This is a genomic window from Brevibacillus sp. NPDC003359 (assembly GCF_042878995.1).
Classification (GTDB): domain Bacteria; phylum Bacillota; class Bacilli; order Brevibacillales; family Brevibacillaceae; genus Brevibacillus.
Map to the genome: position 1 here is coordinate 16,311 of NZ_JBIAOR010000016.1, position 26,831 is coordinate 43,141.

A 26,831-nucleotide genomic window follows, 5' to 3' on the forward strand; every position below is an offset into this window, starting at 1 on the left:
CAGATGAATAAACGTGCATGGATCGGTGTAGGTAGCTTTGTAGTCAGCATTGCAGTACTTGGAACCATATTGTTTGGTTCAAATGTAAGTAGCATGGCTGGTCAGAATAAAGCGAAATTAGCAGGTGTGATCGAGGGAACAGAGGTAGACCTCTCTTTTAAAATGGGCGGTTCAATCGAACAGCTCGCGCTAATAGAAGGAGACGAAGTAAAAGCAGGGCAAGTGGTTGCCACGTTAAACAGCGCGGAGATTCTCGCGAAGAAAGAGCAGGCTGAAGCAGCTTACAAGCTCTCTACCGTCAAACTTGATCAGGCGAAAAAAGGAGTATCAGTGACCGATAACTCCAGCAATGCCCAAGTCGACCAAGCAAAAGCAGCAGTCAGCTCGGCGCAAGCGCAGCTTGACGCGAACAAAAATGGAGCGCGTTCAGAAGAAATTACGCAGCTCAAAGCGAAATTACAAGCAGCACAAACTTCGAATCAAATTGCCGCGACGAATCTAGAGCGAATGAAAAAATTAATGGCAGAAGGTGCTGTTCCACAAGTGAAAGTGGAAGAGGCGCAGATGCAAGCAGAGAAGGCGCAAGCTGAGTTTAAAGCAGCAGAAGAACAGTTGAAAATGGCTCAAACTGGCTCACGCAAAGAACAGGTCGATGCCGCACAAGCCCAACTGGATCAAGCAAAAGCTGCATACAACCAAGCTGTAGCTGGGAGAGGTCAAGTAGGCTTGAAGGAGCTGGATGTTAAATCCGCAGAAGCGAACGTCATGCAGGCAAAAGGTGCGCTGGCAGAAATGGAAGCCTATGTGAACAACACCAAGCTGACAGCTCCAGTAGACGGTATTGTAAAATCCGTTGCGGTTCAAAAGGGAGAGCTGGTTTCGCAAGGCTTCACCGTTTTGACGATCCAAACGAAATCAGACAACTATGTCAAATTTTATGTGAATGAATATATGCTCGCGAATGTGAAAACGGGCGATCAGGTGAAATTGTTTGTTCCAGCCCTGAACAGAGAAGTAGACGCCAAAGTGGTTACTGTAGCTCCTGCTGCTGACTTTGCCGTGAAAAAAGCGACACAAGAACTCGGCGATCGTGACATTCGATCCTTCCAAGTGAAGCTGCTCGTGTCCGATCCGGAATTGCGTCCAGGCCTGACGGTTGAGTGGCAACTTGAAGGAGCTGGTAATGGTGAATAATTTCTCTCACCTGTTCTGGAGCGAATGGAAAAATATTTTTGCCAACAAAACCATTCGTAATATTCTCTTCCTTGTTCCACTCATTTATCTGACGATGTTCGGTTTTCTGTACAGTGAGAAAAAAGTGATGGAGATCCCTACTGTGATGGTGGATGCCGATCAAACCGAATTGAGTCGTGAGCTCTATCGTGCCTTTGAGGTCGATCATACATTTCGGATCACGTCAATTGTAGGAACAGAAGAAGAAGCAATGAAATTGGTTGACAAGGGCGAGGCAAATATCGCCCTGATCATTCCAGCTGGATTAGAAAAGGATGTGAAGGCTGGGAGAGAGGCAGAGGTACTGACTGTTATCGACGGCAGTAACATCATGATTTCGAATACGGCAGTTCGAGCAGCGAATACAGCGATTAAGTCAGTTTCAGCAGGAACCACGCTAAAAAAGATGGAAGCACTTGGCGGCTGGGGAGAAGAAGGGAAAAATATGTTTACGGGTATCGACTACCGATACAGAGTGTTGTATAACCCGACCTTCAGCTATCTGTCCTTCATGGTATTTGGACTTGCAGGTACAGTTCTTCAGCAAGTGTTATTCCTCGGAATCGTATTGTCGGTTGCCCAACAAAAAGAAGAGGGGACCTGGAGGGATACGCTATCTCGCCATAGCTTCTTCGCGATCACTGCGAGCAAATTGTTGCCGTACTTTTTAGCTGGAATCCTCAACATGTTCCTGGCGTTTACACTAATGTTAAAAGGTTTTGATATCCCTTATTACGGAAGCACGTTCGACTTGATGCTACTGGCTACCATGTTTAACCTGGCGGTGTTGGCTATTGGTTATGCCATCTCCTTTGTGTCCAGCAGCCAGCTCCAAGCTACTCAGATCGGGATGATGATTGCAGTACCTTCGTTCATGTTATCTGGCTATACATGGCCACTCATGTCGATGCCGACCGGGATTGTCGCGATTGCAAAATCATTGCCGCTGACGTATTTCTTGAACGGTGTCAGAGAAATCTTGACGAAGGGACATGGTCTTTCAGCTGTCAGGAATGACTTTGTAGTTCTTGGCTTCATGACACTCATCGGGTTGTTCGCAGCCTATCTCATTTATTTGTTGCAGATAAGGAAAATTAAGGGAAAAGCAAGTGAGCAAACGGCGGTATAATAAACAATAATTTGGCTGCGCCAAAGCTTTGGCGTAGCCTTATTTGTGCTTATACGATTCTTGTAAAGCACTCTAGTTGTATAAAAATAACCCTTGTGTAATAAATAATCTTTCCTTTATACTTATTATAAAAAAGGCAGATTCTTCAACACTAGGGGGACTTTATGTCAGCGACTCATCTAAAGCAATTGTGCGAGGAGACGTACACCAAGTTGAAAAAGGTCAGCATGGAAGTGGAACGTTTTTTGAATCAGGTTACCCTAGCTGGTCTTGTATCCGCATCAGGTGATCCTGAAGAATTTGAAACGTATTACCGTACCTATCTTTCCGACTTGCGCCACCTTTTGGTTTACTGCGAAAATGCATACGAAAGGCTGGGAGTATCGCTCCGACGCGCACGATTTCATGAGGAGTTTGCCGAGGAAGTATTGTATCAGGTCTACCATACCTGTATAAATAACTTCTATTATCCCAAAGGTGAGGTTTACGAAGAAGATGGGCGATTGGCCTATACGGGTCAGGACTGTATCGTTTTCCGCAAGCAGGTCGTCCCTGAATTGCAGCAGTTGACCTTGTCCCTGTCCAGAGTGTTTGAACAGATGCGTAATGATTTGCAATATTACGAGTCAGACTATATCGCGAAAAAGCAGATGCAAAATGAAAAAGCACAGGTCTAATAAACCTGTGCTTTTTCCATGATTTTCGAATTAGTAAGGAACCCTGTAGGAAGTCCTATTATAATCATTTTTCTCCTCCTCTAAAGAAAGAGGAGCGTTCACGAGAAAAAAACGAATTTCCTCAATAGATATCCCCATTTTGCGTGCAGTAAATATAAGATCAATCCATTCTTTATCCAGGAGATCTTTAGGAGACGGAGTGGTTTTCATGTTAGTTCCCCTTTTACCCTCCTTTTGTAAAAACAAATAAAATGCCCAAAAAACGTTTGGAAAAGATAGGAAAAAAGCTTATATCAGAAATGATACTTAATTCAGTTTCATATGTAAATCTAGTATTTGTGACTTTTGTTTTAAATTATTGCAAAAAATAAAGAGCCAGCACTATACCAGTGCTGGCACTAATTTTATTTATCTCGATTGATTCGCCATTTATTGTACTCCAAAAACTCTCGAAACTGTTCCTTACTTACCCCGGATTTCATAGCCTCTTCGATCAGCTCATACCATTCTTCATCAACATTCTCAATGGAAGGAATCTCTTTATCCTGAAGCAATGTGTCTACCGTCACATTTAATACTAGTGCAATTTTCTCAAGAAATTGAATCGAAGGATTACGCTGAATGCCGCGCTCGATTGAGCTTAGATAAGACTTGGCGACACCAGCGCGCTCAGCTAAATCAGAAAGAGAAAGGCTTTTGTCTATTCTAAGCTGCTGGATACGCGAGCCGATCATGTCATAGCCACCCCTTTAAATCTCTTCGTTTATTATAACGGCAAAATAACTGGAACACAACTTTTTATGGGACTAGTCCTGTGTCGTTTGGCTCATTTATACAGTATAAGTTTACTTGAAATGCCAAAAAATTACTTTTCTACTAGATGAAACTATGGGTCGGTATGGCTTAGTATCTATATCTTTGATTGTTCTTTATAAGAAACGCAATGTTCGCTATTAATGTCGAGAAAACACGAGATATTCAGACGATATTCTACAATAAAGTCGATTTTTGGCTATTTTCGGCCTATTTTTAGAGGAAATTGATATTTTACATTCCGTTGTCCGTACAGGATACTAATCCCAAGATGTTCTTTATATAGAACGAAACACAAGGTTTGTTCTTTATAAAGAAAGGGAGAAGGGCGAAAAAACAAGCCGTAACTACGTTTGTACCTGCCAATTTTACAAGCAACATGGATAGGAATGCACAGAAAAACTTACAAAAAATTGGAGAGGAGAGATCTATTCTGCAAGCCAATTTGTCTGAAGCAGTCGCGGTAATCTGTCTGTTATTTGTAATAATTATACTATTTTTTCTGGCAATCTTGGTGATGAAATCAAGGAACTTGTGGTTGGACAGGAAAACGAACGTTTATGTGGGACAGTTTCAAGACTACTTCACCTATATCCAGTCGCACATGGACTCGCCGGAGAGATTGAACCCGCCTTACTGGCAATTAAATCGCTTGGAATTGCGCGTTCTGCAACAAAAACTCATTGAATGGATCGAATCCCTTACAGGGAGCCACCAAAAGAAAATCATCGCACTTTGTGAGGATACGGGGCTCGTCAATCAAAATATCCAAAGGCTGTACAGTCGCTTCCATTGGATAAGAATTGACGCTGCCTATCATGTAGGAGCCATGCGATCTGGGGAAGCCGTACCAAGATTACTGCAATTGCTGCATACAAAAAAACTCGATCCCACCCATTTTATCATCGCGAGATCTATCTCGAAGTGTGCGAGAAATCTGGACGATGTAAGGAACATGTTATTGCTCCTCGTAAAGCATCGAAAAAGTCATTGCCATCTTGTCGTTGACATCATGAAAGAGACAGAGCTGGATTGTACTCCTTTATTGCTTGATTGTTTGCGAAGTACGGACAAGGATTTGATCAAAATTGCTTTGATTGGATGGACTGCTCCTTTAACTGCGGAGATTGCAGATTTGGTATATCGACAGATCGTTTCGGAAGACAGGGAAGTACGGATCCAGGCAGTAAAGCTGCTATTCAAATATGATCCTGTATTGGCAGCCGAAGTGATCGAGTCCTTGATGAAGGCTAACGATACGGAAGTTTGTCAGAATGCTGAAATTGTTGAGATGTATACCGTGAACCAGGTGCGGTACAAAAAGCGGATGAATGAGGAAGAGCAGTTGAACAAGAAAAATCGTTACGTTCATGCAGTGTAACTATAGCTGAAAGGAGACAAACATGAGGGACTTTTTGCAAGCATACGGGATCTTTGCTATTTATTACGTGATCGTTATTGAGACGCTCTATTTAACGATTCTATCCTTGTCCGTCAAAAATATATTTTCCATCATAAAAAGCTCTATGTATTCTCGCTTTCAGTCACTCTCTGGATCAGAGTATGTTCCGCAGATTTCGATTCTTGTTCCTGCTTATAACGAGGAATTGACTATCATCGAAAACGTTCGTTCCCTTCTTGCTCTGGATTATCCCAAGTACGAGGTCGTTGTTATTAATGACGGTTCAAAAGACGAAACGTTGCAAGTTATGCTAAATGAATTCCAGTTGACGAGAACGGAGCATGCGAAGGGTTCCGGAGTATTGGAAACATCTAAGGTACGAGGCGTTTATTACAATCCGCAGTATCCCAATTTATATATGATTGATAAGGAAAACGGAGGAAAAGCAGACTCGCTAAACGCCGGAATTAATCTTTCCCATTATCCTTTGATTGCTTCCATCGATGCTGATTCGTTATTGGAAAAGGACGCATTGATCCGTATCGCCAAGGTGTACATGGAAAACCCAGATGAAACAGTCGCGATTGGTGGCATCGTCCGAATTGCAAACGGCTGTGAAATTGAAGATGGAATGGTAAAAAAAGTGAACCTCCCCAACAAAATATTGCCCATGTTTCAATGTGTCGAATACTTAAAGGCATTCCTCGGGGGAAGGATCGGTTGGAGTTCGATCAATGGACTGATTATTGTGTCGGGTGCCTTTGGCGTATTTCGAAAAGATTTCGTTGTCCAAGCCGGTGGTTATCGAGGGGGATATCCCGGTGAGGACATGAACATTATCATCAAGCTTCATAAATATATGCTCGAAAAAAAACTTCCGTATCGTGTGGCTTTTTGTCCGGATGCCGTATGCTGGACGCAGGCTCCTGATACGCTGAAAATACTGGGCAGCCAGCGAAGGAGATGGGGACGTGGTAACCTAAAAAACATGCTGGAGTATGGCATTCATATAGTCGGCCGACCCAAGTATAAAGTGATTGGATTGATTACTTTTCCCTATAACATTATCTTCGAAACTTTGAATCCTTATTTCAGGTTTACCGGTTTTTTAGCTCTGCTGGGGTATACAGTCATGGACATGACCCAGTGGAGGCTCCTGGCTATCTATGCGTTGCTGAATCTCTTGTTTGGTGTGTTGCTCGGGATCGGTTCCCTTTTTATCGAAGAGCTGGCCTTCAAACGTTACACAAGAGTTCGCGATAATTTCAAAATGTTGGCCTTTCTCTTCTTCATGTTTTTGGGGTATCAGCAGTTAGGAGTCATTTGGAGATTTTTGGGACATATCGAATTTATGCGTAACAACAACACATGGGGGACCATGACGAGAACAAGCTGGAAAACATAGAGAAAAGGGCATAGGAGGGAGATAGTGTGAGTCAGATTGCAAAAGCATATTCGTTTCCTTTATTTCAAGCCTTTGAACATGTACTTACCTTCTATGAATCGAGTCAGTTGCCGTGCGGGATTATTTTGGCTGTAACGAATGGAAGCAATGAAGAAAAGGTTCAGAATTTGAAAATGTCTTTGGCAAAAGCAGAGGGACTTACCGATATCCATTGTTTTTACGACAAGCAAAGCAGCACGTTGGGAATCCTGTTAGGCGATCAAATGCTAGGTAATACTCACTTTCATTCTCTTTTCATCAAGGAACATTTACAGGCCCGACATATGTTGGCAGGTCCTGTATTCATCGCAAGCTTTCCTGAACAGGGGGAATCAGCAGCACAAATCCTAAGTGGTATGGTACAGGAGATTACTGCTGGTAAGGGAATCGCTGGTGACATTCACATATACGGCAGTAAAAGATCATCTGAAGCAAAGAAAAGTCTTTTGCTTGTTTCGCAAGATGAGACCGTGAATGAGTTTTTGCGCATCTATTTACAAAGAAAAGGTTACTGCATTTATTTGGCTGAAAACGGAAGAGAAGCACTGGAGCAATACCAGCGATTTTTACCAGACGCTGTCATCACCGATTTAAATTTGGCCATTGAGGACGGTTACCAGCTCATCAGCAAAATCAAGAAGAGCAATACGGTTGAGCATAGTACGAAAATCGTGGTGTTAACCCACAAACGGTTGGAAGACGACAAGAAAAGATCATTCGAGCTAGGAGTCTCAGATTATATAGGAAAGCCATTTTCACCCGTAGACTTGGAAGCACGAGTGAGAAATCTATTGTTTTAAACACAGAGAAAAGGGAGGAACAAAAAATGAGCTACTTCACAAAGTTGAAGCAAAAAATGGAATCAAAAACCGTAAAAGTTGGGGTAATCGGGCTAGGATATGTTGGTCTGCCCTTGGCTATGGAAATGGCAAAAAGCGGGTTCTCTGTTTATGGCATTGATTTGGACCAACGGAAGGTGGAAACTTTGCAAGTAGGCAGGTCGTATATTCAGGATGTTCCGGACGATTTGGTCCAATCAAGTCTTTCTGCTCAACGATTCTTCCCGACCACTGATTACCGGGTGCTCAAGGAGCTGGATGCGGTCAGCATATGTGTTCCGACACCACTCAGTGAAAATCAAGACCCGGATACGTCCTTTATTAAGGGAGTCGTCCGAGAAATAATCAAATACAAAAAGAAAAACCTTTTGATCACCTTAGAAAGTACAACGTACCCAGGAACGACAGAAGAATTGATTCAATGGGAGTTCGAAAAGCTGGGCCTAACAGTCGGAAAAGATTTCTTCCTTTGCTTCTCTCCTGAGCGTGTAGATCCAGGTAATCATTCATTCAATACACATAATACGCCAAAAGTAATCGGGGGAACCACACCGAAGTGCTTGGAGCTGGGTGCCCTGCTGTATGGAAATCTGGTTACAAATGTAGTAACGGTTTCTTCACCAAAGGTAGCCGAAATGTCGAAATTATTAGAAAATACATTCCGGAGTGTAAATATTGCCTTTATCAATGAGATGGCTTTAATGTGCGACAAAATGGGGATCAATGTGTGGGAGGTTATTAAAGCGGCTTCTACCAAACCGTTTGGCTATATGCCGTTTTATCCAGGCCCTGGAATTGGTGGACATTGCATTCCTCTTGACCCGATGTATCTCTCCTGGAAAGCAAAAGGATTCCGCTTTCATAGTAAATTCATCGAACTGGCGCAATCGATTAACGACAATATGCCGGACTATGTCATCAACAAGACTGCACAAGTACTGAATCTCTATGCAAAATCGATTAAAAACTCACGAATTCTTATTTTGGGGATGGCTTACAAACCTGATATCGATGATCTTCGTGAATCTCCGGGTTTACATATATACGAGTTGTTCCAGGAAAATGGGGCACATGTAGATTACTACGATCCGTATGCACTAAGCTTTGCGGACAAACGTGGGAATACGGTCCGTTCCATTTCATATGACGTGGATCAAATGAAAAATTACGATTGCATGGTGCTCGTGACGAATCATAAGAGCTTTGATTACCAGAAGTTTGCTGACTTGGGAGTAGCCATCATTGATACACGAAATGCTTTTGACAGCATAACGGGTCAACACATTTACAAGCTGGGGAATCCGGCAAAGATGCACGTCGAGGAAGAACGATTCGTACTTCTGGCTTAACTTGAGAGACTAGCTGAAGATTACGTAACAGGGGAGGCAATCGTATGTGCGGAATTGTTGGATACATTGGTGAGGGGCAAGCCCAAAAAATCCTGACAAATGGTTTGCAGAAGTTGGAGTACCGCGGCTATGACTCGGCTGGTGTCGCGATATTTACCGGTGAAAAAATGAAGATTTGCAAATCGAAAGGACGACTGGCCGTTTTGGAAGAGCGGCTCGACCATTCTCCGATTCAAGGTTCTTTGGGAATTGGACATACGCGATGGGCCACACATGGTCGACCATCAGACGAAAACTCACATCCGCATGCGGATGAATCGGGCAAGTTTTCTGTTGTTCACAACGGTATTATCGAAAACTATCTGGAAATCAAACAAGATCTTTTGGATCATGGGGTCACGTTTACATCGGAGACCGATACAGAAGTCATTGCTCATCTCATTGCTGTATTATACGAAGGCGATCTCGTCACCGCGGTTCGAAATGCAGTACTTCGGATGCGAGGGGCATATGCTCTCGGCGTCGTTTGCGAGTACGAACCAGATAAAATAGTGGCAGTCCGATTAGCAAGTCCATTAATTATCGGGGTAGGCAAAGGAGAAAACTTCATTGGCTCGGATATCTCAGCCGTTCTTGAGCACACGCGTGATATTGTCATCTTGGAAGATGGGGAAATGGCAGTTCTTAAAAAAGACAGCGTTTCTCTCTTGAAAGTGGAAACAAACGAACCGCTTCAACGTGATTTATTCCGTGTAGATTGGAATGTGGAACAGACGGAGAAGGACGGTTTTGAGCACTTCATGCTAAAAGAAATTTACGAACAGCCAAATGCATTCCGAAATACCCTGGTCAACCGGATTGACGAGGACGGAAAGCGTATTGTTTTGAAAGAGTTGCAATTGCAGCCAGAACAAATCAAAGGCTTTGAGAAAATATTCATCGTAGCGTGCGGTACCGCTTATCATGCAGGGCTGATTGGTAAGCATGTGATTGAAGAATTGGCAAGGATACCGGTAGAGGTCGATGTCGCTTCAGAATTCAGATATCGCCGCCCTATATTATCTGAAAAAACGCTGGTCATCGTCGTGAGTCAGTCGGGTGAAACGGCTGATACACTCGCAGCCTTGCGGGAAGGTCAGCGACTAGGAGCAAAGGTTTTGGCTATCACTAATGTTCAGGGCAGCTCTATTGCCCGTGAAGCTGATCATGTGCTTGCTACCTTTGCTGGACCGGAAATTGCTGTCGCTTCGACGAAGGCGTACACCTCACAGGCAATCGTTTTCTATCTGCTTGGATTGTACCTGGCTCAAGTGAAGAAGACTCTTGCGGAAAACGAGAGAGAATTCATGATTGCCCATCTGAGACAGTTGCCGGAACAGGCTGAAAAGGCACTCCTGCATGCGGATGAGATTCGTGTTTATGCCGAATCCATAAAAAATCACACCAGTCTGTTCTTTATCGGTCGAGGCATTGATTATGCTGTGGCGCTGGAAGGGTCCCTAAAGCTGAAGGAAATTTCCTACCTTCACTCAGAGGCATACGCTGCGGGGGAATTGAAGCATGGTACGCTGGCTTTGATTGAAGAAGGGACTCCTGTCATTGCCTTGGTGACACAAAAAGAGCTGGAAGAAAAAATGGTTAGCAATATCACAGAAATCAAAGCACGAGGTGGGCAAGTGTTAGCAATCACGCTGGAAGGGAATGTCGAGCTGCACAGAAATGTAGATGAGGTATGCTTTGTGCCTGCTACCTTGTCAGTGTTTACCCCCATCTTGTCCGTTATTCCGTTGCAATTGATCTCGTATTACACTTCACTGGCATTAGGCAATGATGTTGACAAACCACGGAATCTTGCCAAAAGTGTAACCGTTGAATAAGCAAATCTGATTTGGAAGAATCCCGGAACCGTCTGCTTATAGAGAGGTCGGGATTCTTTCCCCATTTCGACTTGTTGGATCTATATGCATTCCGTAAGGGGCTGAAGTGTCCATGATGGATTCCACTGACCAAATTCTTGATCAAAAAACTTTGATAGAGATCATGCTTCAGGTTTACGAGAAAGGTCAACAGACAACAACAATGGGAACGCGAGATATTGTTCAGGATATTGTTAACAGAGTAAAGCCGTACTTCAATGAAAGCAAATAAGGGGATCGGATGGGAGGATCATATGAGTAGTCGTTATGCAATCGTATTGGCAGCAGGAAAAGGAACACGCATGAAATCTACGCGTTGCAAAGTGCTCCATGAGGTTTGTGGAAAACCGATGATTCAGCATATTGTCGACCGATTACATGCTCTTGGAATCCACGAGATTATTTTGGTTGTCGGTCATGGAGCCGAGCAAGTAGAAAAGCAGATTGGTGCTTCGGTGCGTTATGCATACCAACAAGAGCAATTAGGAACTGCCCACGCAGTGTTGATGGCGGCTGACCTGCTGCATAACAAACAGGGGACAATGATCGTGTTGAGCGGGGATACGCCATTGGTGAGGGAGAAAACGCTGGTGCAACTGCTTGAGCAGCATGAAACCCAACATGCAGCCGCAACTGTAATAACTGCACGAGTAGACGACCCGGCAGGCTATGGACGATTGATCCGCGACGCAAAAGGCTTTGTGAACCGGATTGTGGAGCATAAGGATGCAACGGCAGAAGAACGGCAAGTGTGCGAAATTAATACAGGCATGTATTGTTTCGACAACCAGAAGCTGTTTCAAGCTCTTTCCCGTGTGAAAAATGATAACGCTCAGAAAGAGTACTATTTGCCTGATGTTTTAACCATTTTAAAGGAGCAAAACGAACGCATTGCCGCTTACATGACAGATGATGCGGCAGAGGGAAGCGGCGTAAATGACAGAATCCAGTTAGCTGCTGCTGAGAGAGTGCTCCGTATGCGAATCAATGAGCATCATATGCAAAACGGGGTGACGATCATTGATCCAGCCACTACCTATATTGATGCAGATGTGAGTATCGAACCTGATACGGTTCTTCATCCGGGAACGTACCTCCGCGGGAAAACAATAATTGGACACGCTTGTGTCATCGGACCGAATGCAGACTTAAGTGATTGCGCCGTAGGATGTAAGGTAGAATTTCGTTACTCAAATGCATGTAATAGCACGATTCGTGACGGTGCAACGGTTGGTCCTTATGCCTATATTCGTCCGGGTTCAGATGTAGGTGAGGAGGCGAAGGTTGGAGATTTTGTCGAACTGAAAAATTCGCGTCTCGGGAAAGGCTCAAAGGTTGCTCATCTCTCGTATATTGGTGATTCTGATATTGGTGAACATGTAAATGTAGGGTGCGGAACAATCACTGTCAACTATGATGGCGTCCGTAAGCATAAAACGACCGTTGGAAATCACGCTTTTATTGGTTGCAATGCAAATTTGATAGCTCCGGTTACTATCGGAGAGGGCGCCTATGTAGCCGCAGGCTCTACGATTACAGATGATGTTCCGAACAACGCTTTGGCCATCGCCAGAGAACGCCAGAGTATTAAAGAGCAGTATGCCAAACGGTTGATGGCAACCCGCATATAATCTCAGTCAGTAGGGGGATGTCTTATTTTTACAGCTAGCTCAGAACCAGAACAACATCGATCAAGCAAAAAAAAGCTGCTGCTTGGTTTTTTGATCATCATCATCCCAGTCATTGCAATCATTGCTTATTTGTATAGAACTCCGCCGATGATAGCTACCTGGATTTGGAATACACAGCTTATTGTTACAGAAAGAGAAGAAATCATTGCGTTTGCCAAACAACATGATGTCAATCTCATTTACTTGCATATTGATCAACAAAATGTCGTCGATCAAGATTATCGTTCCTTTATTAAGGAAGCAAAGGCATCCGGCATTCGCGTAGATGCACTTGCAGGTGATCCGGTATGGTCCCTCGTTTCCAATCGGAAAAGTATTACCTCCTTTTTAAACTGGGTTCAGGCCTATAACAAATCAGTTGGAGAAGAAGAAAGATTTAGCGGTGTCCATCTCGATATAGAACCTCATGTATTACCTGAATGGAATGATAATAAGGAAGAAATTAAAAACGAATGGGTAGCCAACATCGAATACTTGTCCACGGAAATCAACAAGGACCCTGCTTTGGAGCTAAGTGTTGATATTCCGTTTTGGATGTACGAACTGTCGCTGGCAGACAAATCGGAAAGCGTCAGCAAATGGCTGGTCAGAACGCTCGATCATGTTACATTAATGGCCTATCGCGACATGGTAGAAGGACCGAACGGGGTATTGGAAATTGTGATCCCGATCATGAACGAAGCGAGCCAATACAAGAACAAAGTGGTTGTAGGGGTGAACCTACTGCAAAGCGCAGAAGGGGAAAACACAACCTTTTATGAAGAAGGGCATGGCGGATTGGAGGAACAACTGGCTATTCTCGAAAATAACCTGGGAAAATTTTCGGGCTATGCAGGATACGCCGTCCATGATTACGAGAAGTGGAAGGAACTCGTCGAAAAAAGCAAAGTCCAAAAGGGCGCAAGCAAAAATGCAAAACCCATGCCTGTATTCGAGGACGGTGGCAAGAAGCTAGTTGCCAAAGTAGACGGTGGGGATATTGCCCTCTATAACGGACAAGTATGGGACCCTGTGTTTTGGGCGGGAATAAACCTGGGGGCAACGACACCAGGGCACTATCCAGGCGAACTCTCCCCGACACGAGAGGATTACTTGCGTTGGTTTTCACAAATGAAGGAAATGAATAACAAAGTGGTTCGCATTTATACGATCCTACCTCCAATTTTTTATGAAGCCTTATACGAGTTTAACGAAAAGCAGGAAGAGCCTCTACTTCTCTTGCAAGGCATCTGGTCACCGGATGAAGCCTTGGCGGGTGAAGATCGAAAAGGCCGGGATGCGTTCACTCCCGAGATCACGAGTGATTTTCGCCAAGAGATTAAAGACGCTGTTCAAGCCGTCCATGGAGACTTGACTCTCCAAGAGCGATACGGTCGTGCCAGTGGTGCATATCGAACTGATGTATCGCCATACTTGGTGGGGTGGATACTCGGTACAGAGTGGCATCCGTATACGGTACAGGTGACGAATGCATTACATCCAAACATGCCCCCTTACCAGGGAAAATATATCATGGCAACGGAAAAAGCTTCTCCTTTCGAAAATTGGCTTGCCTTTATGCTTGATTATTTGGCCGAGGAAGAGATGAGATACGGCTGGCAGCATCCGGTATCGTTCACAAACTGGCTGACGACGGATCCGCTGTCGCATCCCAATGAGCCACTTGCGCAAGAGGATATGGTTTCTATAGATCCGATGAATCTGAAATCATCAGCGGAATGGACAGCTGGTTACTTTGCGGCTTATCATATCTACCCGTACTACCCGGACTTCTTGCGATATGAGGAGAAGTACCAAACGTATCGGGATTCTAGTGGCAAAATAGACCCGTATGCAGGATACTTGCGTGATCTGCGAGCCCACCATAAAGGAATCCCGTTGTTGGTTGCCGAATATGGTGTACCCAGTTCACGAGGGATGACTCATTATGGACCTTCTGGACGGAATCAGGGAATGCATACGGAAAAAGAACAAGGCGAGATCAATGCCGATATGCTGCGCAATATTTATGAAGAAGGCTACGATGGAGCACTTTTGTTTGCGTGGCAGGATGAGTGGTTCAAATTTACCTGGAATACGATTGACCTAGAACTGCCTTGGGAGCGGAGGGCAATGTGGAACAATCCGTTGACGAACGAGGAAAAATTCGGCGTCATCGCTGTGGAACCAGGTAATTATGCCTCTGATCAGATCATGCTCGATGGGAAAACAAATGATTGGGAAAAAAGATTTCAGCGCGTCAAACGTTCTTATCCGGGATTCGATCTCTCTGTTTCACACGATGAGGCGTATTTGTTTCTTATGCTTAAGAAGAATGAAGGAGATTGGGATTTTTCGAAGGATAGGCTCGATATTGGCTTCGATACGTTGAGTGGTGGGAGCAGGACTGCTGATAAAGCGCCAGGTATTACGTTTTCTCAAGAGATCGAATTTTTGCTGCAAATGCAAGGGGAAAGCAATTCTCGTATTTTTGTCAATAGTGCCTATGATCAGCATATGTGGCTTTATGGGTACATCAAAGGGATGTTCCCTTGGGACGAACGGTACAATCAAGCGAATAAAGGGCTGTTCTTGCCTTGGAAGCTGACGCTTAACAAAGCGTTGTATTTGCCGCAAAGCAAGAAAACAGTCCCTTTTGAAGAGCTAGAAGTAGGCATCATGAAGCCTGGGATTTCTGATCCAGAAGATCCGGCGTTCAACTCGCTAGCCGATTGGTATGCAAAAGGCAATGTATTGGAAATACGTATTCCGTGGATGCTTTTGGGTTTTACTGACCCGAGCAGTAAACAAGTTTGGAAATATCCGTATGAAGAGAATGGTATCGTGCCAACAGAAAGTCAAGGCGTCGGAGTGGAAGTATTTGCACACTCTAGCCACAAGCCATACTCGACGGAAGCTCCAAAACCTCTATTGTATCAATGGAAGCAATGGGATCTGCCGACGTACCATGAACGAAAAAAGCAAAGCTTTGAGATTATGCGCAAGGCTTATGAAGCGTATGGTAAACCAAAGTCTGATTAACAAAAAAAGGTGGTCAATGCCACCTTTTTTCTGTTTCTTGCGACCTTGATGGTACCGAAAAAATTATTGTCCACCAAAACGCAGACGTTGAAAAAACTTATTAAGCAAGCCGCCGATTGTTTTTGGCGGTTGTTCTGTTTTGACTCGCTCGACCGGCTGGGCTTGGCGAAGGGCCTGGTTCACATTGATCATACCGTACCCGTATAACTGATCGTGACCAGGAGCACCGAGGTCAGTCGCGGATTGTTTAATGAGATTCATTACATCTTTGGTATTCATATTGGGATGAATGGAACGAATGAGCGAAGCGAGTGCAGCGACATGAGGGCACGCCATCGAAGTACCTGATAGCGAGGCATAGTCGCTATAAATGTAAGTGCTCGGGATATCAACCCCGGGGGCTGATACATCCACATAATCACCGAAGTTGGAAAAATCGGCGCGTTCTTTTCGGTGATCGACAGCGGCAACGGCAAGAACTTCATCATAGGCAGCAGGATAGCTAGGCTGATCACTTGAATCGTTTCCGGAAGCCGCGACTAACACGACATTTTTATCAAAGGCATAACGACAAGCTTCCCGCAGAGCAGCAGAGGAGGTATAGTTACCTACACTCAAGTTGATGACATCCGCTCCGTTATCTGTCGCCCAATAAATACCTTGGGCGATATCCACGGCCGAGCCTGAACCGTCTGCGCCAATGGCTTTGATCGGCATGAGCTTGCTATTCCAGGACATCCCGGCAATACCATCTGCGTTGTTCGTTTTCGCGGCAATGACGCCCGAAACGTGGGTTCCATGACCATTATCATCCTGAGGTGTGTTACTGCCATTCAAAACGTTGTGGCCTTTGACAAGCTTACCAGCAAATTCTGGATGCTTCATATCCACACCTGTATCGACGACTGCAACGATGACATCACCGCTGCCTTCGCTGACGTCCCAACTTTGCTCCATGCCAATCAGAGGAAGATTCCACTGATATTCCTTGTAGTACGTATCGTTCGGCTTCACATTGGGGAGTAGGAGATAATTCGGCTCGGCAAATACCGAGTCAGGGTGTTCAGCCAGTTTTTTCATGAGCTGCTTGGTGGTCAAGCTCTTTGATTTGATAATGAGAAATTTGTCAAAATCACGTTTGATCTTGGCATCCAACGAAGAAACGAGTTGATCAATTTTTTCTTGTTTAGGGTGAGGTGAAAAGCGTACGACGACTTCATTTTCTACATAATGACTGCGATCACGTTGGTTATGATGAAGCGTTTGAATATGACTTTTGTTCTCCAGGTCACGACGAATGTCTTTCACCTGTTCAATGTAGTTAATACGAGGAATTCTCGCTTGAACCGATGTCACGCGGGGATGAGGTTCGCGCATTTCTTGTTCTGCATTCTGATTCATCCGATACGGGACAACGACGAGACCGACCAAGGCAACAGCGGCAACAAAAGGCCAGACGCGCAAAAAAACTCACTCCCTCCAGTGCTGTTGTCTATAGCGTGCACATGAAGGGAGTGATTATGAAGGAAATAGCTTACAGTTAGAGTGACTAAATTAAACCAAGCGTAACTAAGCCATGGTGGATGCCATTGTCGTTTACGTGTCGTGTAATTATGTTAGCGAACGGCTTCAATTCTTCATGAGCGTTCCCCATCGCTACTCCCATGCCAACATAGGAGAGCATCTCTTTGTCGTTCAATCCGTCTCCGAAGGCTACAGCATCCGCAGGAGTTAGTCCAAAATGTTTTAAGACTGCTTCAATTCCTTTTGCCTTGGAGCCATTTGGGGGCAAAATATCCATGCAGTGTTCATGCCACCGAATGTAAGAGACGTCATGGAATTCACCCGTATACCTCGATTCATCAGCGCCACAGTAGAGAAACGCTTGATAAATCGGCGTTTCTTCCCAGTAACGATGGCGATACGTCGGGGATTCCAGTCGCAACCAATCAAAAGACTCGATGATATGTGGGTGGTCCGTGGCATTGGCGTAACAGTGATCTGCGCTCAAAAATACCATAGGATGGGAATGACCCTCTGCCATTTGTTCGAGCTTTGCCAATGTATCTGTAGCAATTGGCGTGTGATGGATGATCTTTCCTTCGCTCTTCACATACGACCCGTTAAAGCCCACGAATGTCTCAATGCCCAGTTGTTCAGCAATTGGCATCAAATGATAAGGAGCTCGGCCTGTTGCGATCGCGACATGGACACCGTTTTGTTTTAATTTTTGTACGGCGTCCACCGTTGTTTGTGGAATGATGTGATCGGTGTTCAGTAAGGTTCCGTCAATGTCAAAAAAGACGATTTGATAAGCCACTTCTTATCCGCTCCTCTCCACGCTATCTCTCTAGGTGTTCTCTCTATAAAGGTTTTGCACAAAAAAATAGGAAAAGGAATGCCGGATGGGACACTCCTTCTCACGTCGCTATTAGAATACAGCTACTTCTGTCTCGCTGTCAAATACATGACATTTGGCAAGATCCATCGCTAGTTTTACCTTCATCTTTGGTTTTAGTGCTTCACGAGAATCCACGCGCGCTACCATTTGGGTATCCCCGATATTGTGGAAATAGACGAACAATTCGGAGCCCATGTTTTCTACGACTTCAACTTCGGCTGTAAGCGTGCTCTCAAATGGATTTGCTTCCATAAAAGAGGCGTCGCTATAAATATCCTCAGGGCGAATACCAAAAATAACCTGCTTGTTTACATAACCTTTTTCCCGTAAAGTCTTGGCTTTATCTTCTGGGAAGCGTACATGAATATTTTGCGCATCAAAAAGAAGTACGCCGTCTTTCTCGGAAAGATTGCCTTTCACAAAGTTCATCGCAGGCGAGCCGATGAAGCTCGCTACAAACAGATTGACTGGATGATTGTAGATTTCAGTTGGGGTTGCTACCTGTTGGATAAGGCCGTCCTTCATGACAACGATCCGGTCTCCCATGGTCATGGCTTCCGTTTGATCGTGTGTCACATAAATGATGGTGGTATTCAAGCGTTGATGTAGTTTCAAAATTTCCGTGCGCATCTGTACACGCAGTTTCGCGTCGAGGTTGGACAACGGCTCATCCATCAAAAATACTTGCGGCTCACGCACGATCGCGCGACCCAAAGCGACACGTTGTCTTTGTCCCCCGGACAGAGCTTTTGGCTTGCGGTCTAGCAAATGCGAAATATCGAGGATTCGAGCTGCATCTTGAATTCGCTTATCAATATCAGATTTGGAGAATTTGCGCAATTTCAGTCCGAATGCCATATTCTCATATACGTTCATATGCGGATAGAGTGCATAGCTTTGGAAAACCATGGCGATGTCGCGATCTTTGGGAGCCACATCGTTGACACGGCGATCACCTATGTATAAATCACCTTCCGAAATCTCTTCCAGACCTGCAATCATGCGCAGTGTGGTAGATTTTCCACAACCAGATGGTCCGACGAGTACAAGGAATTCCCGATCTTGAATTTCCAAGTGAAAATCGTCAACTGCCGTTACGTTATTTCCATATCGTTTATAAATGTGGGAAAGACTTACCTTTGCCATGAAAAAGGCACCTCCTCGGGTTTGTGAAGAGCGCAAATTCTTGGATGACTGTAATGGTAGGGTATCAATTCACAGGCAAGATGGATACGGACAGTATATACGAAATGTTTTGTTAATTTTGACGAAAGAGAAGGTAGAGTTGCAGCATGACGGCATCAGGAAACAATCGCGGGTCTAATCCGGTTTGTTCTGTCAGCTTGTCCAATCGATACAAGAGTGTATTCCGGTGAAGGAAGAGCTGCCGTGCTGTATCACTTACATTCAATTGTCTGGCGAACAATGTATCTAATGTTTCTAGCTGTTCATCTGTCATGTGCGGCATGGTTATGACAGCAGCCAGTTCGTTGGCGATTGCATCTACTATTTCTTTGGGAAGAGAAGCTGCCCATCGTTCTAACGGATAAGACCAGTCTCCAGCAACCATCATTTGTGGTCGATAGGATTGAAGGGCACTGGCAAGTGATAATTGTCGTAAAAGAGTATCGCTCAATGCAATTGGACTCATGATAGGCGATCCGACAACGAGGCGAACGGGTTCCATCCATTCTATCGAGATCAGATCATACAGGCCAGATGCCCACTCCAAAAGCTCTGAAGCCGTTTTTTGATGATCGAGCATGGAGACAGGGACGATGAGAAGGGCATGTGTTTGAGTCAACGGAATGAAATCGGGTACTCCTTCAAAGAAATCATGTAACAAGGGCTGTAGGGAATCCCATTCTCCCGTACGATCTGGTCTGCATCGCTCTAATAAAAAGGAAACGCGCGGTTCTTTCCACGGCCATTTTACTTCCAACTGTGCAGGGATTGCAACAGGGGAGCCAGTGACAATGCCTGAAAGCCAACTGGATATCTGTTTGGGGAGGGGGAGCGTTGCTGGGTCATCCACGTGAGGAAAAATCAGATCCAACAACGCTCGGGCTGAAGAATGCCAAGAGGCAGTTTCGATAAGGATCACTGTCATCACACCATTACTCGAATGGAGGGCAGCTTGCTCCCAGCCTATTTGTACCCATTCTTGCTGGGCTTGTGCTGATTCTGTTTGTGAGACTTGTACATATTCGATAGGTAAATTTGTCGCTTGTCGGATGTGCTCGACATCTCTCTTCCATTTTTCCACAAGGTGACCCCCATCTCGACACGAAAGTAAGGCTATTATACCTTAGTCGAGGGCGAGCGTGGCAGCTGTTTCTTGTAGAGCAACAGCAGGAGCGGTCATCTCGTTAAATGGAGCATCACTACCTAGTACATGCAGAGTGATCTCGGGACGGGAACGCAGACGAATGTTTACCCCTGTTTGCCCCAGACCCTCACTGATGTAAAAGAGTCGACCATCCATCTCGTGAAGACCTTTTACCATGTTCAGCTTAGGCAGCTTCCCCATCGTTGCGAGATGAAAGGGGCGAGGCCAATGGATCTGCCCGCCGTGAAAATGCCCTGACAACAAATAATCGTAAGCATACTCTTTCATATGCAAAACGATATTAGGATCATGGGTTAAGACAAGCCTTGCTCCCGTTTCGGGTACACCGAAGAATGAATTTTCCAAGTTGCTATGGCGTGTGCTGAAATTATCCACACCAATAATGTGCAAGGGCTGCCCCTTGTGATAGATCGTTTCATTTTCGTTGATGAGAACACGACAGCCAATGCGCGTAAGTTCTGATTTTAACTGCGCGAGCTTGAAAGGGCTAAGCACGTAATCATGATTGCCAAACACCACGTAAGTTCCGAGTGCTGGCTTCAATTGCTGGAGGCATTGCACAAAAGAAACAGCCTTCGGAATATTGATTTCGCGGTCGAGCAAGTCGCCGGTAATGGCAATCAGGTCCACCTGACGCTGCGAGAAGTCATCGACAATGCGCTGGGGCAGTACAGATAAGTTTTCCATGTGCAAATCAGACAAATGCAAGATCGAAACCGGCTCAAGCTCATGCGGATGTTGAAGGTGCCGGGATTTTTGCAAGGATATAGATACTTCTTTTATTTGAACATCAAATGTATTGCGATAGGCTCGAAAAAGCAACAAGGCGATAGCCCCAAGTAAAATAAGCCAGATCATCATGGTCAGCCATCTCCTTTGCGGTAAGAATACCGTCATTATACAGGAAAATGTTCGCGATCGAATAAGTAGGTTCTGGCAGGAGGAATTACTCAAAAAATGTAGAAATATTATGAATGTTGTGTAGTGAGAAAAAAGATGTAGAGTGGGAGAGTGAAGACATGAACGTGGAGAAAATTCCAGCAACGGAAGGCTCTTATAATCTGGAAAATTATGACGAAGCATATGCGAATTTTGATTGGGCGGATGTTGAAAAGCAGTTTTCTTGGTATGAGACAGGGAAAGTGAACATGGCGTATGAAGCCATTGATCGACATCTCGCTACAGATCGGAAAGACAAAGTCGCTTTGATGTACAGTAATGCGACGAGAGACGAGACTTATACGTTCGCGCAATTAAGCGAGCTATCTAATAAATTCGGAAATGTTTTGCGGGATTTGGGTATTGTAAAAGGCGACCGCGTGTTCGTCTTTATGCCGCGTTCGCCGGAGCTTTATGTAAGCGTTTTAGGGACGATCAAGGTTGGGGCAATCGTAGGACCACTGTTTGAAGCGTTCATGGAAGCGGCTGTGCGTGATCGCTTGGAAAATAGCGAAGCAGTTGCGATCGTCACGACACCAGCACTCTTGCCACGCATTCCCGTAAGTGAACTTCCTGCTTTGAAGCACGTGATTGTCGTGGGAGCAGAAGAGGTAAACGAAGGACATATTAGCTTTGAAAAAGCGATGGAAGAAGCCTCCTCCGAGCTGGAAATCGAATGGGTTGATCGGGAGGATGGATTGATCCTTCACTATACATCAGGTTCAACGGGCAAGCCAAAGGGTGTTCTGCATGTGCATAACGCCATGATCCAGCATTACCAGACTGGAAAATGGATTCTCGACTTGCAAGAGGATGACATTTATTGGTGTACGGCAGACCCAGGTTGGGTAACGGGCACTTCTTATGGCATTTTTGCTCCTTGGTTGAATGGAGCGAGCATTGTTGTTCGAGGAGGGCGTTTTACTCCCGAAGAATGGTACAAAGTGATTGAAAAAAATAAAGTAACGATCTGGTTCAGTGCTCCAACGACGTTCCGCATGTTCATGGGGGCAGGGGACGAACTCGTGAAGCAGTTTGACTTATCCAGTCTGCGCCACGTACTTAGCGTAGGTGAACCGCTGAACCCTGAAGTCGTTCATTGGGGAATGCGCGTGTTCAATCAGCGCATTCACGACAACTGGTGGATGACGGAAACAGGTGCTCAACTGATTTCTAACTATCGTTGTATGGCAATCAAGCCTGGATCGATGGGCAAGCCGTTCCCAGGTATTTATGCCGCGATTATCGATGACCGTGGCAACGAATTGCCGCCGAATCGTATGGGGAATCTGGCAATCCGTGTGGGCTGGCCGTCCATGATGAGACAAATCTGGAACAACCCAGCGAAGTACGAAGAATACTTCAGCATCCCAGGATGGTACGTATCCGGGGATTCCGCATACAAGGATGAAGAAGGCTACTTCTGGTTCCAAGGCCGTATTGATGATGTGATCAATACTTCTGGTGAGCGAGTCGGTCCGTTTGAAGTAGAGAGCAAGCTCGTGGAGCATCCAGCAGTAGCGGAAGCGGGTGTCATCGGTAAACCAGATCCGGTTCGTGGTGAAATTATCAAAGCGTTCATCTCGCTGCGAGCTGGCTATGAGCCAAGTGAAGCGTTGATGGATGAAATTCGCAAGTTTGTGAAAGAAGGACTGGCTGCACATGCTGCTCCTCGTGAAATCGAATTCCGCGACAAGCTGCCAAAAACACGTTCCGGAAAAATCATGCGCCGCGTCTTGAAAGCGTGGGAATTAGGTCTACCGACTGGTGACCTGTCTACCATGGAAGATTAATCACAAGAAAAACCATCTCTCGAAAATGTCGGGAGATGGTTTTCTTTTGTTAGGAATGGCTATGTTGTTTATGATCATGCGCATGGTCATGATCGTGGGAATCGGCTGTTGCCTGGCAATGTAAGTCACCGTGTGTAGTAGACGAGTTCTCAATCTGGATAGTAGCGTGTGTCATGCCGAATTCTTTTTCCAAGAGGGCCAGCGCGTCATTTAACACAGGGTAGCTAGGCAAATCATCCTCAACAACCAGATGGCATGTCAGGGAATCAAAGCCGGAAGTAACTGTCCAAATGTGGAGGTCATGCACTTTGATAACTCCCGGTAGCTGACTGAGTCGCTCTTCTACTTTTGTCGTATCCAGCCTTGAAGGAGCACCTTCTAGCAAAATATTGATGGATTCTTTTGTTACGCGCCATGCGCTCAGCATGATCAAGATAGCAACGACGATACTAATGATCGGATCGGCAATGTACCAGCCAAAAGCCCACATCAGGATACCACCAATAATTGCACCTACGGAACCGAGAAGATCGCCGAGTACATGGAGATACGCGCTACGTACATTGACGTTGTTTTTGGTATCGCCACGCATGAGTACAATGGCTGCAGCAATATTTGCCAAGAGACCTACAGTGGCGATAATGATCATGGAGCCGCTGGCAACCTCAGGCGGATTCCACATACGTTGGAATCCTTCCCAGAAAATGAACAAGGAAATCAGTACAAGCGTCACGCCATTGGTCAGTGCTGCCAAGATTTCAAAGCGCTTCATCCCGAATGTTCTCTTGGCAGATGGCGGTCGTGCTGCGAAATGAACGGCGATCAAGCTCAACAAAAGGGCTAATGCATCGCTTAACATATGTCCAGCATCAGAGAGCAATGCCAAGCTATTGGTGAGGAAGCCCCCAATGGTTTCTATAACCAAAAATACAGCAATGATGAGGAAAGAGATGAAAAGAGCCCGTTTGCTGGCTCCTTTTCCATGGTGATGGTGATCGTGATCGTGCCCATCTCCATGATCGTGATGATGAAAGCCCATGATTGTGTCCTCCTTATCAAAAGTACGATTTATAGATGCTCTGCTAAATAAAGCGCGTCATTCCCTACACCGCCAATAAGCGCTGATCCTCGTGTATGCTGCCAGGGCAGCCCGAGAAAGGAGAGGCCAGGAACTCTTGTTATCCCTCGATGATGAATCGGTCGGCTATGGGAATCGAGCACATTGGGAACGCGTAGCCAATCGTAGTTCGGTCGAAAACCGGTAGCCCACAATATGTTGTTGACCGTTGCTTGTGTTCCATCTGCAAAAGTAGCAGTATTCCCATTCACCTGTAGTGCTCGGGATACCAATCGCAGTGCTCCGGTTCTAGACAGGTCGCGGACCTGCTTTTTGTAACCGAATATCGGATCGGGTGATTGACTCATTTTTTGTCCAAGCCAGGTGGAGCGGGGGACATCCAGTAACCCGAGTGCCTTCATGTAATCAAATATAGGTTTTCCAAAAATGAAGAGCGGCAAGTAAGAACGTGATTCTCCCTGTGAAAAAACAACGGATCGATGAGCCGCAAGCTCTACTGCAATTTGTGCACCAGAATTGCCACTGCCCACGACAAGGACAGGACCGTCGATGAGCTGGCTTTCATTTTTGTATTCCACGGTGTGCAATTGACGAATGGTTGGGTCCAAGTTGTTTGCGATAGCCGGGACATAGGGTGTATGAAAGGGACCCGTAGCAATAACCACCTGATTCGAGAAGAGCAAGCTATCTTGAGTCCGAACCTGAAATCTAGTTCCGACCTGGCTAAGTTCCAAAACGGTTGTACCTAGCATGACTGGCAATTCGAAATGTTTCGCGTACAATTCCAGGTAGTTTGCTGCATCTTCCTTGTTTGGGAGTGTATACGGCTCTCCTGGGAAATCGAGACCAGGTAGATGATTATATTTGCGTGGCGTAAATAGTACGAGTGAATCGTACCGCTGCCGCCAACTATCACCGATCCGTTTGTTTTGCTCCAAGATGCCAAAGCGGCGATTTTTTCGCTTGAGTGCATATCCGAGAGCAAGTCCTGCCTGCCCTCCGCCAATTACAATGACGTCATAGTCGTTCATGATCCGGTCCTTCTTTCCGGTAAGGATTAACTAAATCATACCATATACATTATTATATTCAAGTAATTGTTTGAATGTTTTTTTGATCATCAGCAAAAAAAGGCCGCCACACTTGGTGACGGACCTGTATAAAAGCCAGTGGATTTACGATTTTGATTGCTTCAATTCGGCAGCATGCTCAATTCCACACATGATAAGATGGCGGACATGATCATCATCGAGCGAGTAATAGACGAGCTTGCCGTTTTTGCGGTACCGAGCGAGGCCCATGTTTTTTAGCAACCGCAGATGGTGAGAGGTATTGGGGATCGAACTATTGATGGTTGCTGCGACATCACAAACGCATAGCTCGCCTTCAAGTGCAAGCGCGTAAATGATTTTTGCCCGCGTATCGTCTGCGAGAGCCTTGAAGAGAGAGGCGACGCCTTCTGTCTCGATCATTCTGGGCCGAAGCCTGTTTACTTTTACTTCATCGATCGTCTGTACTTCACAAACCTCTAGATCAGTGGGAATGCGCTGAATTTCTTCGCTCACTTCATTCACCCCGAACCGTTCCATTTTTCATCATTATAAGACGGATACAGGGGGAAGGGAAGGCTGTACAACCTGTTCATCTTGTAAAAAAAATCAAATGACGAGAAGGAATATTAGATACTAATATCTAAATAGGAATGATACCTATTTGTGAGTGGAAAGGAGAGAACTCCCAATTGATTCTGAAGATTCGCCAATTCCTAGTTGAAATAATCGGGGCACTCCTGTTGGGTCTAAGTGTCGTTTGGTTAACAATGGGCAAAGACAGCAGCTTGTTTTCCGGTTGGAGCATAGAGTGGTCCCCTTTGTGGCTAGATGTGAAAACCTTTTTCCTAAGTATTTGGTTGGAAGCAATCCCGTTTGTCCTCTTGGGTGTATTCTTTTCTGCGTTTATCCAGACGTTTGTGACAGAAGAGCAGGTGAGGCGTTGGACACCGAAGCATCCACTCGTGGCCCTGCCGTTCGCCGGGTTGCTCGGGTTTTTGTTCCCTGTATGTGAATGTGCCATTATTCCTGTGGTTCGTCGCTTGATCCAAAAAGGGATGCCGCTGTCAGTGGGGATTGTTTTCTTATTAGCGGGACCGATTGTGAATCCCGTTGTATTGTCATCGACCTATGTCGCTTTCACCCGTCAGCCGGAAATGGCTCTATACCGGGGGATTGCGGGATTCGTGGTTGCCCTTATTGTTGGCATGCTTGTCTTCCTGTTTGTCAAAAAAAATCCGTTACGGCTCGGCATGGAATCGCAAATCAGTCACGAAGCCGACCATGTAAAAGCGACGAGTGGAAAGCTATCTTCGACGTTTGCCCACGCGGTGGACGAATTTTTTGACATGGGAAAATATTTGTTGTTTGGTGCGTTTATCAGTGCGCTTTTACAGGTGTACATCAGCCGGGATACGCTTATGGATATCGGTCAAACGCCGCTCACCTCCAATTTGGTCATGATGGGGATGGCGTATTTGTTTTCGCTTTGTTCAGAGGCTGATGCGTTTATCGCTGCTTCCTTTGCCAATACGTTTTCAAGCAGCTCGTTGCTAGCTTTTCTGGTTTTCGGTCCCATGCTCGATTTAAAAACGACGTTGATGCTATTTGGAACATTCCGCTTTGGTTTTGTTATCAAGCTGGTCGTGGCTATTACGCTTTTGGTGATTGGCGTCACCATGATCATACCGATGTAAGGAGGAAAAT

General features: G+C 45.3%; 23 protein-coding genes. 13 read left to right on the forward strand and 10 right to left on the reverse strand.

The window, feature by feature from the left end; all coding sequences use genetic code 11:
- Positions 1-3: 3 nt before the first annotated feature.
- The 3 genes from ACFYU8_RS26135 to ACFYU8_RS26145 all read left to right on the forward strand — a co-directional run bounded on the left by ACFYU8_RS26135 (position 4) and on the right by ACFYU8_RS26145 (position 3,039).
- The gene (locus tag ACFYU8_RS26135; RefSeq protein WP_390305445.1) at positions 4-1,194 is read left to right on the forward strand and encodes an HlyD family secretion protein; all 1,191 of its coding nucleotides are present in this window, start codon (positions 4-6) and stop codon (positions 1,192-1,194) included.
- Positions 1,184-2,362: an ABC transporter permease gene (locus ACFYU8_RS26140; RefSeq protein WP_390305443.1), complete on the forward strand. Its 1,179-nt coding sequence runs from the start codon at positions 1,184-1,186 to the stop codon at positions 2,360-2,362. Before ACFYU8_RS26135 ends, ACFYU8_RS26140 begins: the two co-directional genes overlap by 11 nt.
- A 164-nt stretch (positions 2,363-2,526) precedes the next feature.
- Positions 2,527-3,039, forward strand: coding sequence for a DUF3907 family protein (locus ACFYU8_RS26145; protein ID WP_390305441.1), 513 nt, complete (start codon positions 2,527-2,529; stop codon positions 3,037-3,039).
- A gap of 30 nt (positions 3,040-3,069) precedes the next feature.
- On the opposite strand, the gene ACFYU8_RS26150 is transcribed toward ACFYU8_RS26145, so the two are convergent.
- A complete protein-coding gene (locus ACFYU8_RS26150) occupies positions 3,070-3,249 on the reverse strand; it encodes an anti-repressor SinI family protein (RefSeq protein WP_390305438.1) in 180 nt (59 codons plus the stop codon).
- 194 nt (positions 3,250-3,443) lie between these two features.
- Entirely contained in the window at positions 3,444-3,773 is a 330-nt protein-coding gene (locus ACFYU8_RS26155; protein WP_017247782.1) for a helix-turn-helix domain-containing protein, read from the reverse strand.
- Positions 3,774-4,390: 617 nt separating this feature from the next.
- Between ACFYU8_RS26155 and ACFYU8_RS26160 the strand changes: the two genes are divergently transcribed.
- From ACFYU8_RS26160 to ACFYU8_RS26190, 8 genes are all read left to right on the forward strand, one after another.
- On the forward strand, positions 4,391-5,233 hold the full coding sequence (locus ACFYU8_RS26160; RefSeq protein ID WP_390305436.1) for a hypothetical protein: 843 nt from the start codon (positions 4,391-4,393) through the stop codon (positions 5,231-5,233).
- 22 nt (positions 5,234-5,255) lie between these two features.
- Complete coding sequence (locus tag ACFYU8_RS26165) at positions 5,256-6,659, forward strand: glycosyltransferase family 2 protein (RefSeq protein WP_390305434.1); 1,404 nt, start codon at positions 5,256-5,258, stop codon at positions 6,657-6,659.
- A gap of 26 nt (positions 6,660-6,685) precedes the next feature.
- Positions 6,686-7,498: a response regulator transcription factor gene (locus tag ACFYU8_RS26170; RefSeq protein ID WP_390305432.1), complete on the forward strand. Its 813-nt coding sequence runs from the start codon at positions 6,686-6,688 to the stop codon at positions 7,496-7,498.
- A gap of 26 nt (positions 7,499-7,524) precedes the next feature.
- On the forward strand, positions 7,525-8,886 hold the full coding sequence (locus tag ACFYU8_RS26175; protein ID WP_390305430.1) for a nucleotide sugar dehydrogenase: 1,362 nt from the start codon (positions 7,525-7,527) through the stop codon (positions 8,884-8,886).
- A gap of 44 nt (positions 8,887-8,930) precedes the next feature.
- Positions 8,931-10,763, forward strand: coding sequence for a glutamine--fructose-6-phosphate transaminase (isomerizing) (gene glmS, locus ACFYU8_RS26180; protein WP_390305428.1), 1,833 nt, complete (start codon positions 8,931-8,933; stop codon positions 10,761-10,763).
- Positions 10,764-10,878: 115 nt separating this feature from the next.
- On the forward strand, positions 10,879-11,034 hold the full coding sequence (locus ACFYU8_RS31530) for a YwzD family small protein (protein ID WP_483862307.1): 156 nt from the start codon (positions 10,879-10,881) through the stop codon (positions 11,032-11,034).
- A gap of 22 nt (positions 11,035-11,056) precedes the next feature.
- A complete protein-coding gene (gene glmU, locus ACFYU8_RS26185) occupies positions 11,057-12,433 on the forward strand; it encodes a bifunctional UDP-N-acetylglucosamine diphosphorylase/glucosamine-1-phosphate N-acetyltransferase GlmU (RefSeq protein WP_390305426.1) in 1,377 nt (458 codons plus the stop codon).
- Between the two features lie 90 nt (positions 12,434-12,523).
- Positions 12,524-15,514, forward strand: coding sequence for a hypothetical protein (locus ACFYU8_RS26190; protein WP_390305424.1), 2,991 nt, complete (start codon positions 12,524-12,526; stop codon positions 15,512-15,514).
- Positions 15,515-15,577: 63 nt separating this feature from the next.
- Here ACFYU8_RS26190 and ACFYU8_RS26195 read toward each other — a convergent pair whose 3' ends face one another.
- The 5 genes from ACFYU8_RS26195 to ACFYU8_RS26215 form a co-directional block, all read right to left on the reverse strand.
- Positions 15,578-16,978, reverse strand: a complete 1,401-nt coding sequence (locus ACFYU8_RS26195) for a S8 family peptidase (RefSeq protein WP_390305421.1) — start codon at positions 16,976-16,978, stop codon at positions 15,578-15,580.
- Between the two features lie 85 nt (positions 16,979-17,063).
- The gene (locus ACFYU8_RS26200; protein WP_390305419.1) at positions 17,064-17,834 is read right to left on the reverse strand and encodes a Cof-type HAD-IIB family hydrolase; all 771 of its coding nucleotides are present in this window, start codon (positions 17,832-17,834) and stop codon (positions 17,064-17,066) included.
- A gap of 111 nt (positions 17,835-17,945) precedes the next feature.
- Positions 17,946-19,061, reverse strand: coding sequence for an ABC transporter ATP-binding protein (locus ACFYU8_RS26205; protein ID WP_390305416.1), 1,116 nt, complete (start codon positions 19,059-19,061; stop codon positions 17,946-17,948).
- Between the two features lie 112 nt (positions 19,062-19,173).
- Positions 19,174-20,181 (reverse strand): PucR family transcriptional regulator, encoded by a 1,008-nt coding sequence (locus ACFYU8_RS26210; RefSeq protein WP_390305414.1) that lies wholly within the window; start codon positions 20,179-20,181, stop codon positions 19,174-19,176.
- 42 nt (positions 20,182-20,223) lie between these two features.
- Positions 20,224-21,123, reverse strand: coding sequence for a metallophosphoesterase (locus ACFYU8_RS26215; RefSeq protein WP_390305480.1), 900 nt, complete (start codon positions 21,121-21,123; stop codon positions 20,224-20,226).
- A gap of 161 nt (positions 21,124-21,284) precedes the next feature.
- On the opposite strand from ACFYU8_RS26215, the gene acsA reads away from it, so the two are divergent.
- Complete coding sequence (acsA, locus tag ACFYU8_RS26220) at positions 21,285-22,997, forward strand: acetate--CoA ligase (protein WP_390305412.1); 1,713 nt, start codon at positions 21,285-21,287, stop codon at positions 22,995-22,997.
- A 49-nt stretch (positions 22,998-23,046) separates the two neighbouring features.
- Here acsA and ACFYU8_RS26225 read toward each other — a convergent pair whose 3' ends face one another.
- The 3 genes from ACFYU8_RS26225 to ACFYU8_RS26235 form a co-directional block, all read right to left on the reverse strand.
- Positions 23,047-24,036, reverse strand: coding sequence for a cation diffusion facilitator family transporter (locus ACFYU8_RS26225; RefSeq protein WP_390305410.1), 990 nt, complete (start codon positions 24,034-24,036; stop codon positions 23,047-23,049).
- A gap of 29 nt (positions 24,037-24,065) precedes the next feature.
- Complete coding sequence (locus ACFYU8_RS26230; protein ID WP_390305408.1) at positions 24,066-25,106, reverse strand: flavin-containing monooxygenase; 1,041 nt, start codon at positions 25,104-25,106, stop codon at positions 24,066-24,068.
- A 144-nt stretch (positions 25,107-25,250) separates the two neighbouring features.
- Complete coding sequence (locus tag ACFYU8_RS26235) at positions 25,251-25,640, reverse strand: ArsR/SmtB family transcription factor (protein WP_390305406.1); 390 nt, start codon at positions 25,638-25,640, stop codon at positions 25,251-25,253.
- A 254-nt stretch (positions 25,641-25,894) separates the two neighbouring features.
- On the opposite strand from ACFYU8_RS26235, the gene ACFYU8_RS26240 reads away from it, so the two are divergent.
- Positions 25,895-26,821, forward strand: a complete 927-nt coding sequence (locus tag ACFYU8_RS26240) for a permease (RefSeq protein ID WP_390305478.1) — start codon at positions 25,895-25,897, stop codon at positions 26,819-26,821.
- The last annotated feature ends 10 nt before the right edge of the window (positions 26,822-26,831 follow it).

Bases quoted from the DNA above. Each gene is read 5' to 3' on its own strand.
- ACFYU8_RS26135 (WP_390305445.1), top strand. From the start codon at position 4: ATGAATAAACGTGCATGGATCGGTGTAGGTAGCTTTGTAGTCAGCATT.
- ACFYU8_RS26140 (WP_390305443.1), top strand. From the start codon at position 1,184: ATGGTGAATAATTTCTCTCACCTGTTCTGGAGCGAATGGAAAAATATT.
- ACFYU8_RS26145 (WP_390305441.1), top strand. From the start codon at position 2,527: ATGTCAGCGACTCATCTAAAGCAATTGTGCGAGGAGACGTACACCAAG.
- ACFYU8_RS26150 (WP_390305438.1), bottom strand. From the start codon at position 3,249: ATGAAAACCACTCCGTCTCCTAAAGATCTCCTGGATAAAGAATGGATT.
- ACFYU8_RS26155 (WP_017247782.1), bottom strand. From the start codon at position 3,773: ATGATCGGCTCGCGTATCCAGCAGCTTAGAATAGACAAAAGCCTTTCT.
- ACFYU8_RS26165 (WP_390305434.1), top strand. From the start codon at position 5,256: ATGAGGGACTTTTTGCAAGCATACGGGATCTTTGCTATTTATTACGTG.
- ACFYU8_RS26175 (WP_390305430.1), top strand. From the start codon at position 7,525: ATGAGCTACTTCACAAAGTTGAAGCAAAAAATGGAATCAAAAACCGTA.
- glmS (WP_390305428.1), top strand. From the start codon at position 8,931: ATGTGCGGAATTGTTGGATACATTGGTGAGGGGCAAGCCCAAAAAATC.
- ACFYU8_RS31530 (WP_483862307.1), top strand. From the start codon at position 10,879: ATGGATTCCACTGACCAAATTCTTGATCAAAAAACTTTGATAGAGATC.
- glmU (WP_390305426.1), top strand. From the start codon at position 11,057: ATGAGTAGTCGTTATGCAATCGTATTGGCAGCAGGAAAAGGAACACGC.
- ACFYU8_RS26205 (WP_390305416.1), bottom strand. From the start codon at position 19,061: ATGGCAAAGGTAAGTCTTTCCCACATTTATAAACGATATGGAAATAAC.
- ACFYU8_RS26215 (WP_390305480.1), bottom strand. From the start codon at position 21,123: ATGATCTGGCTTATTTTACTTGGGGCTATCGCCTTGTTGCTTTTTCGA.
- acsA (WP_390305412.1), top strand. From the start codon at position 21,285: ATGAACGTGGAGAAAATTCCAGCAACGGAAGGCTCTTATAATCTGGAA.
- ACFYU8_RS26225 (WP_390305410.1), bottom strand. From the start codon at position 24,036: ATGGGCTTTCATCATCACGATCATGGAGATGGGCACGATCACGATCAC.
- ACFYU8_RS26230 (WP_390305408.1), bottom strand. From the start codon at position 25,106: ATGAACGACTATGACGTCATTGTAATTGGCGGAGGGCAGGCAGGACTT.
- ACFYU8_RS26240 (WP_390305478.1), top strand. From the start codon at position 25,895: ATGGGCAAAGACAGCAGCTTGTTTTCCGGTTGGAGCATAGAGTGGTCC.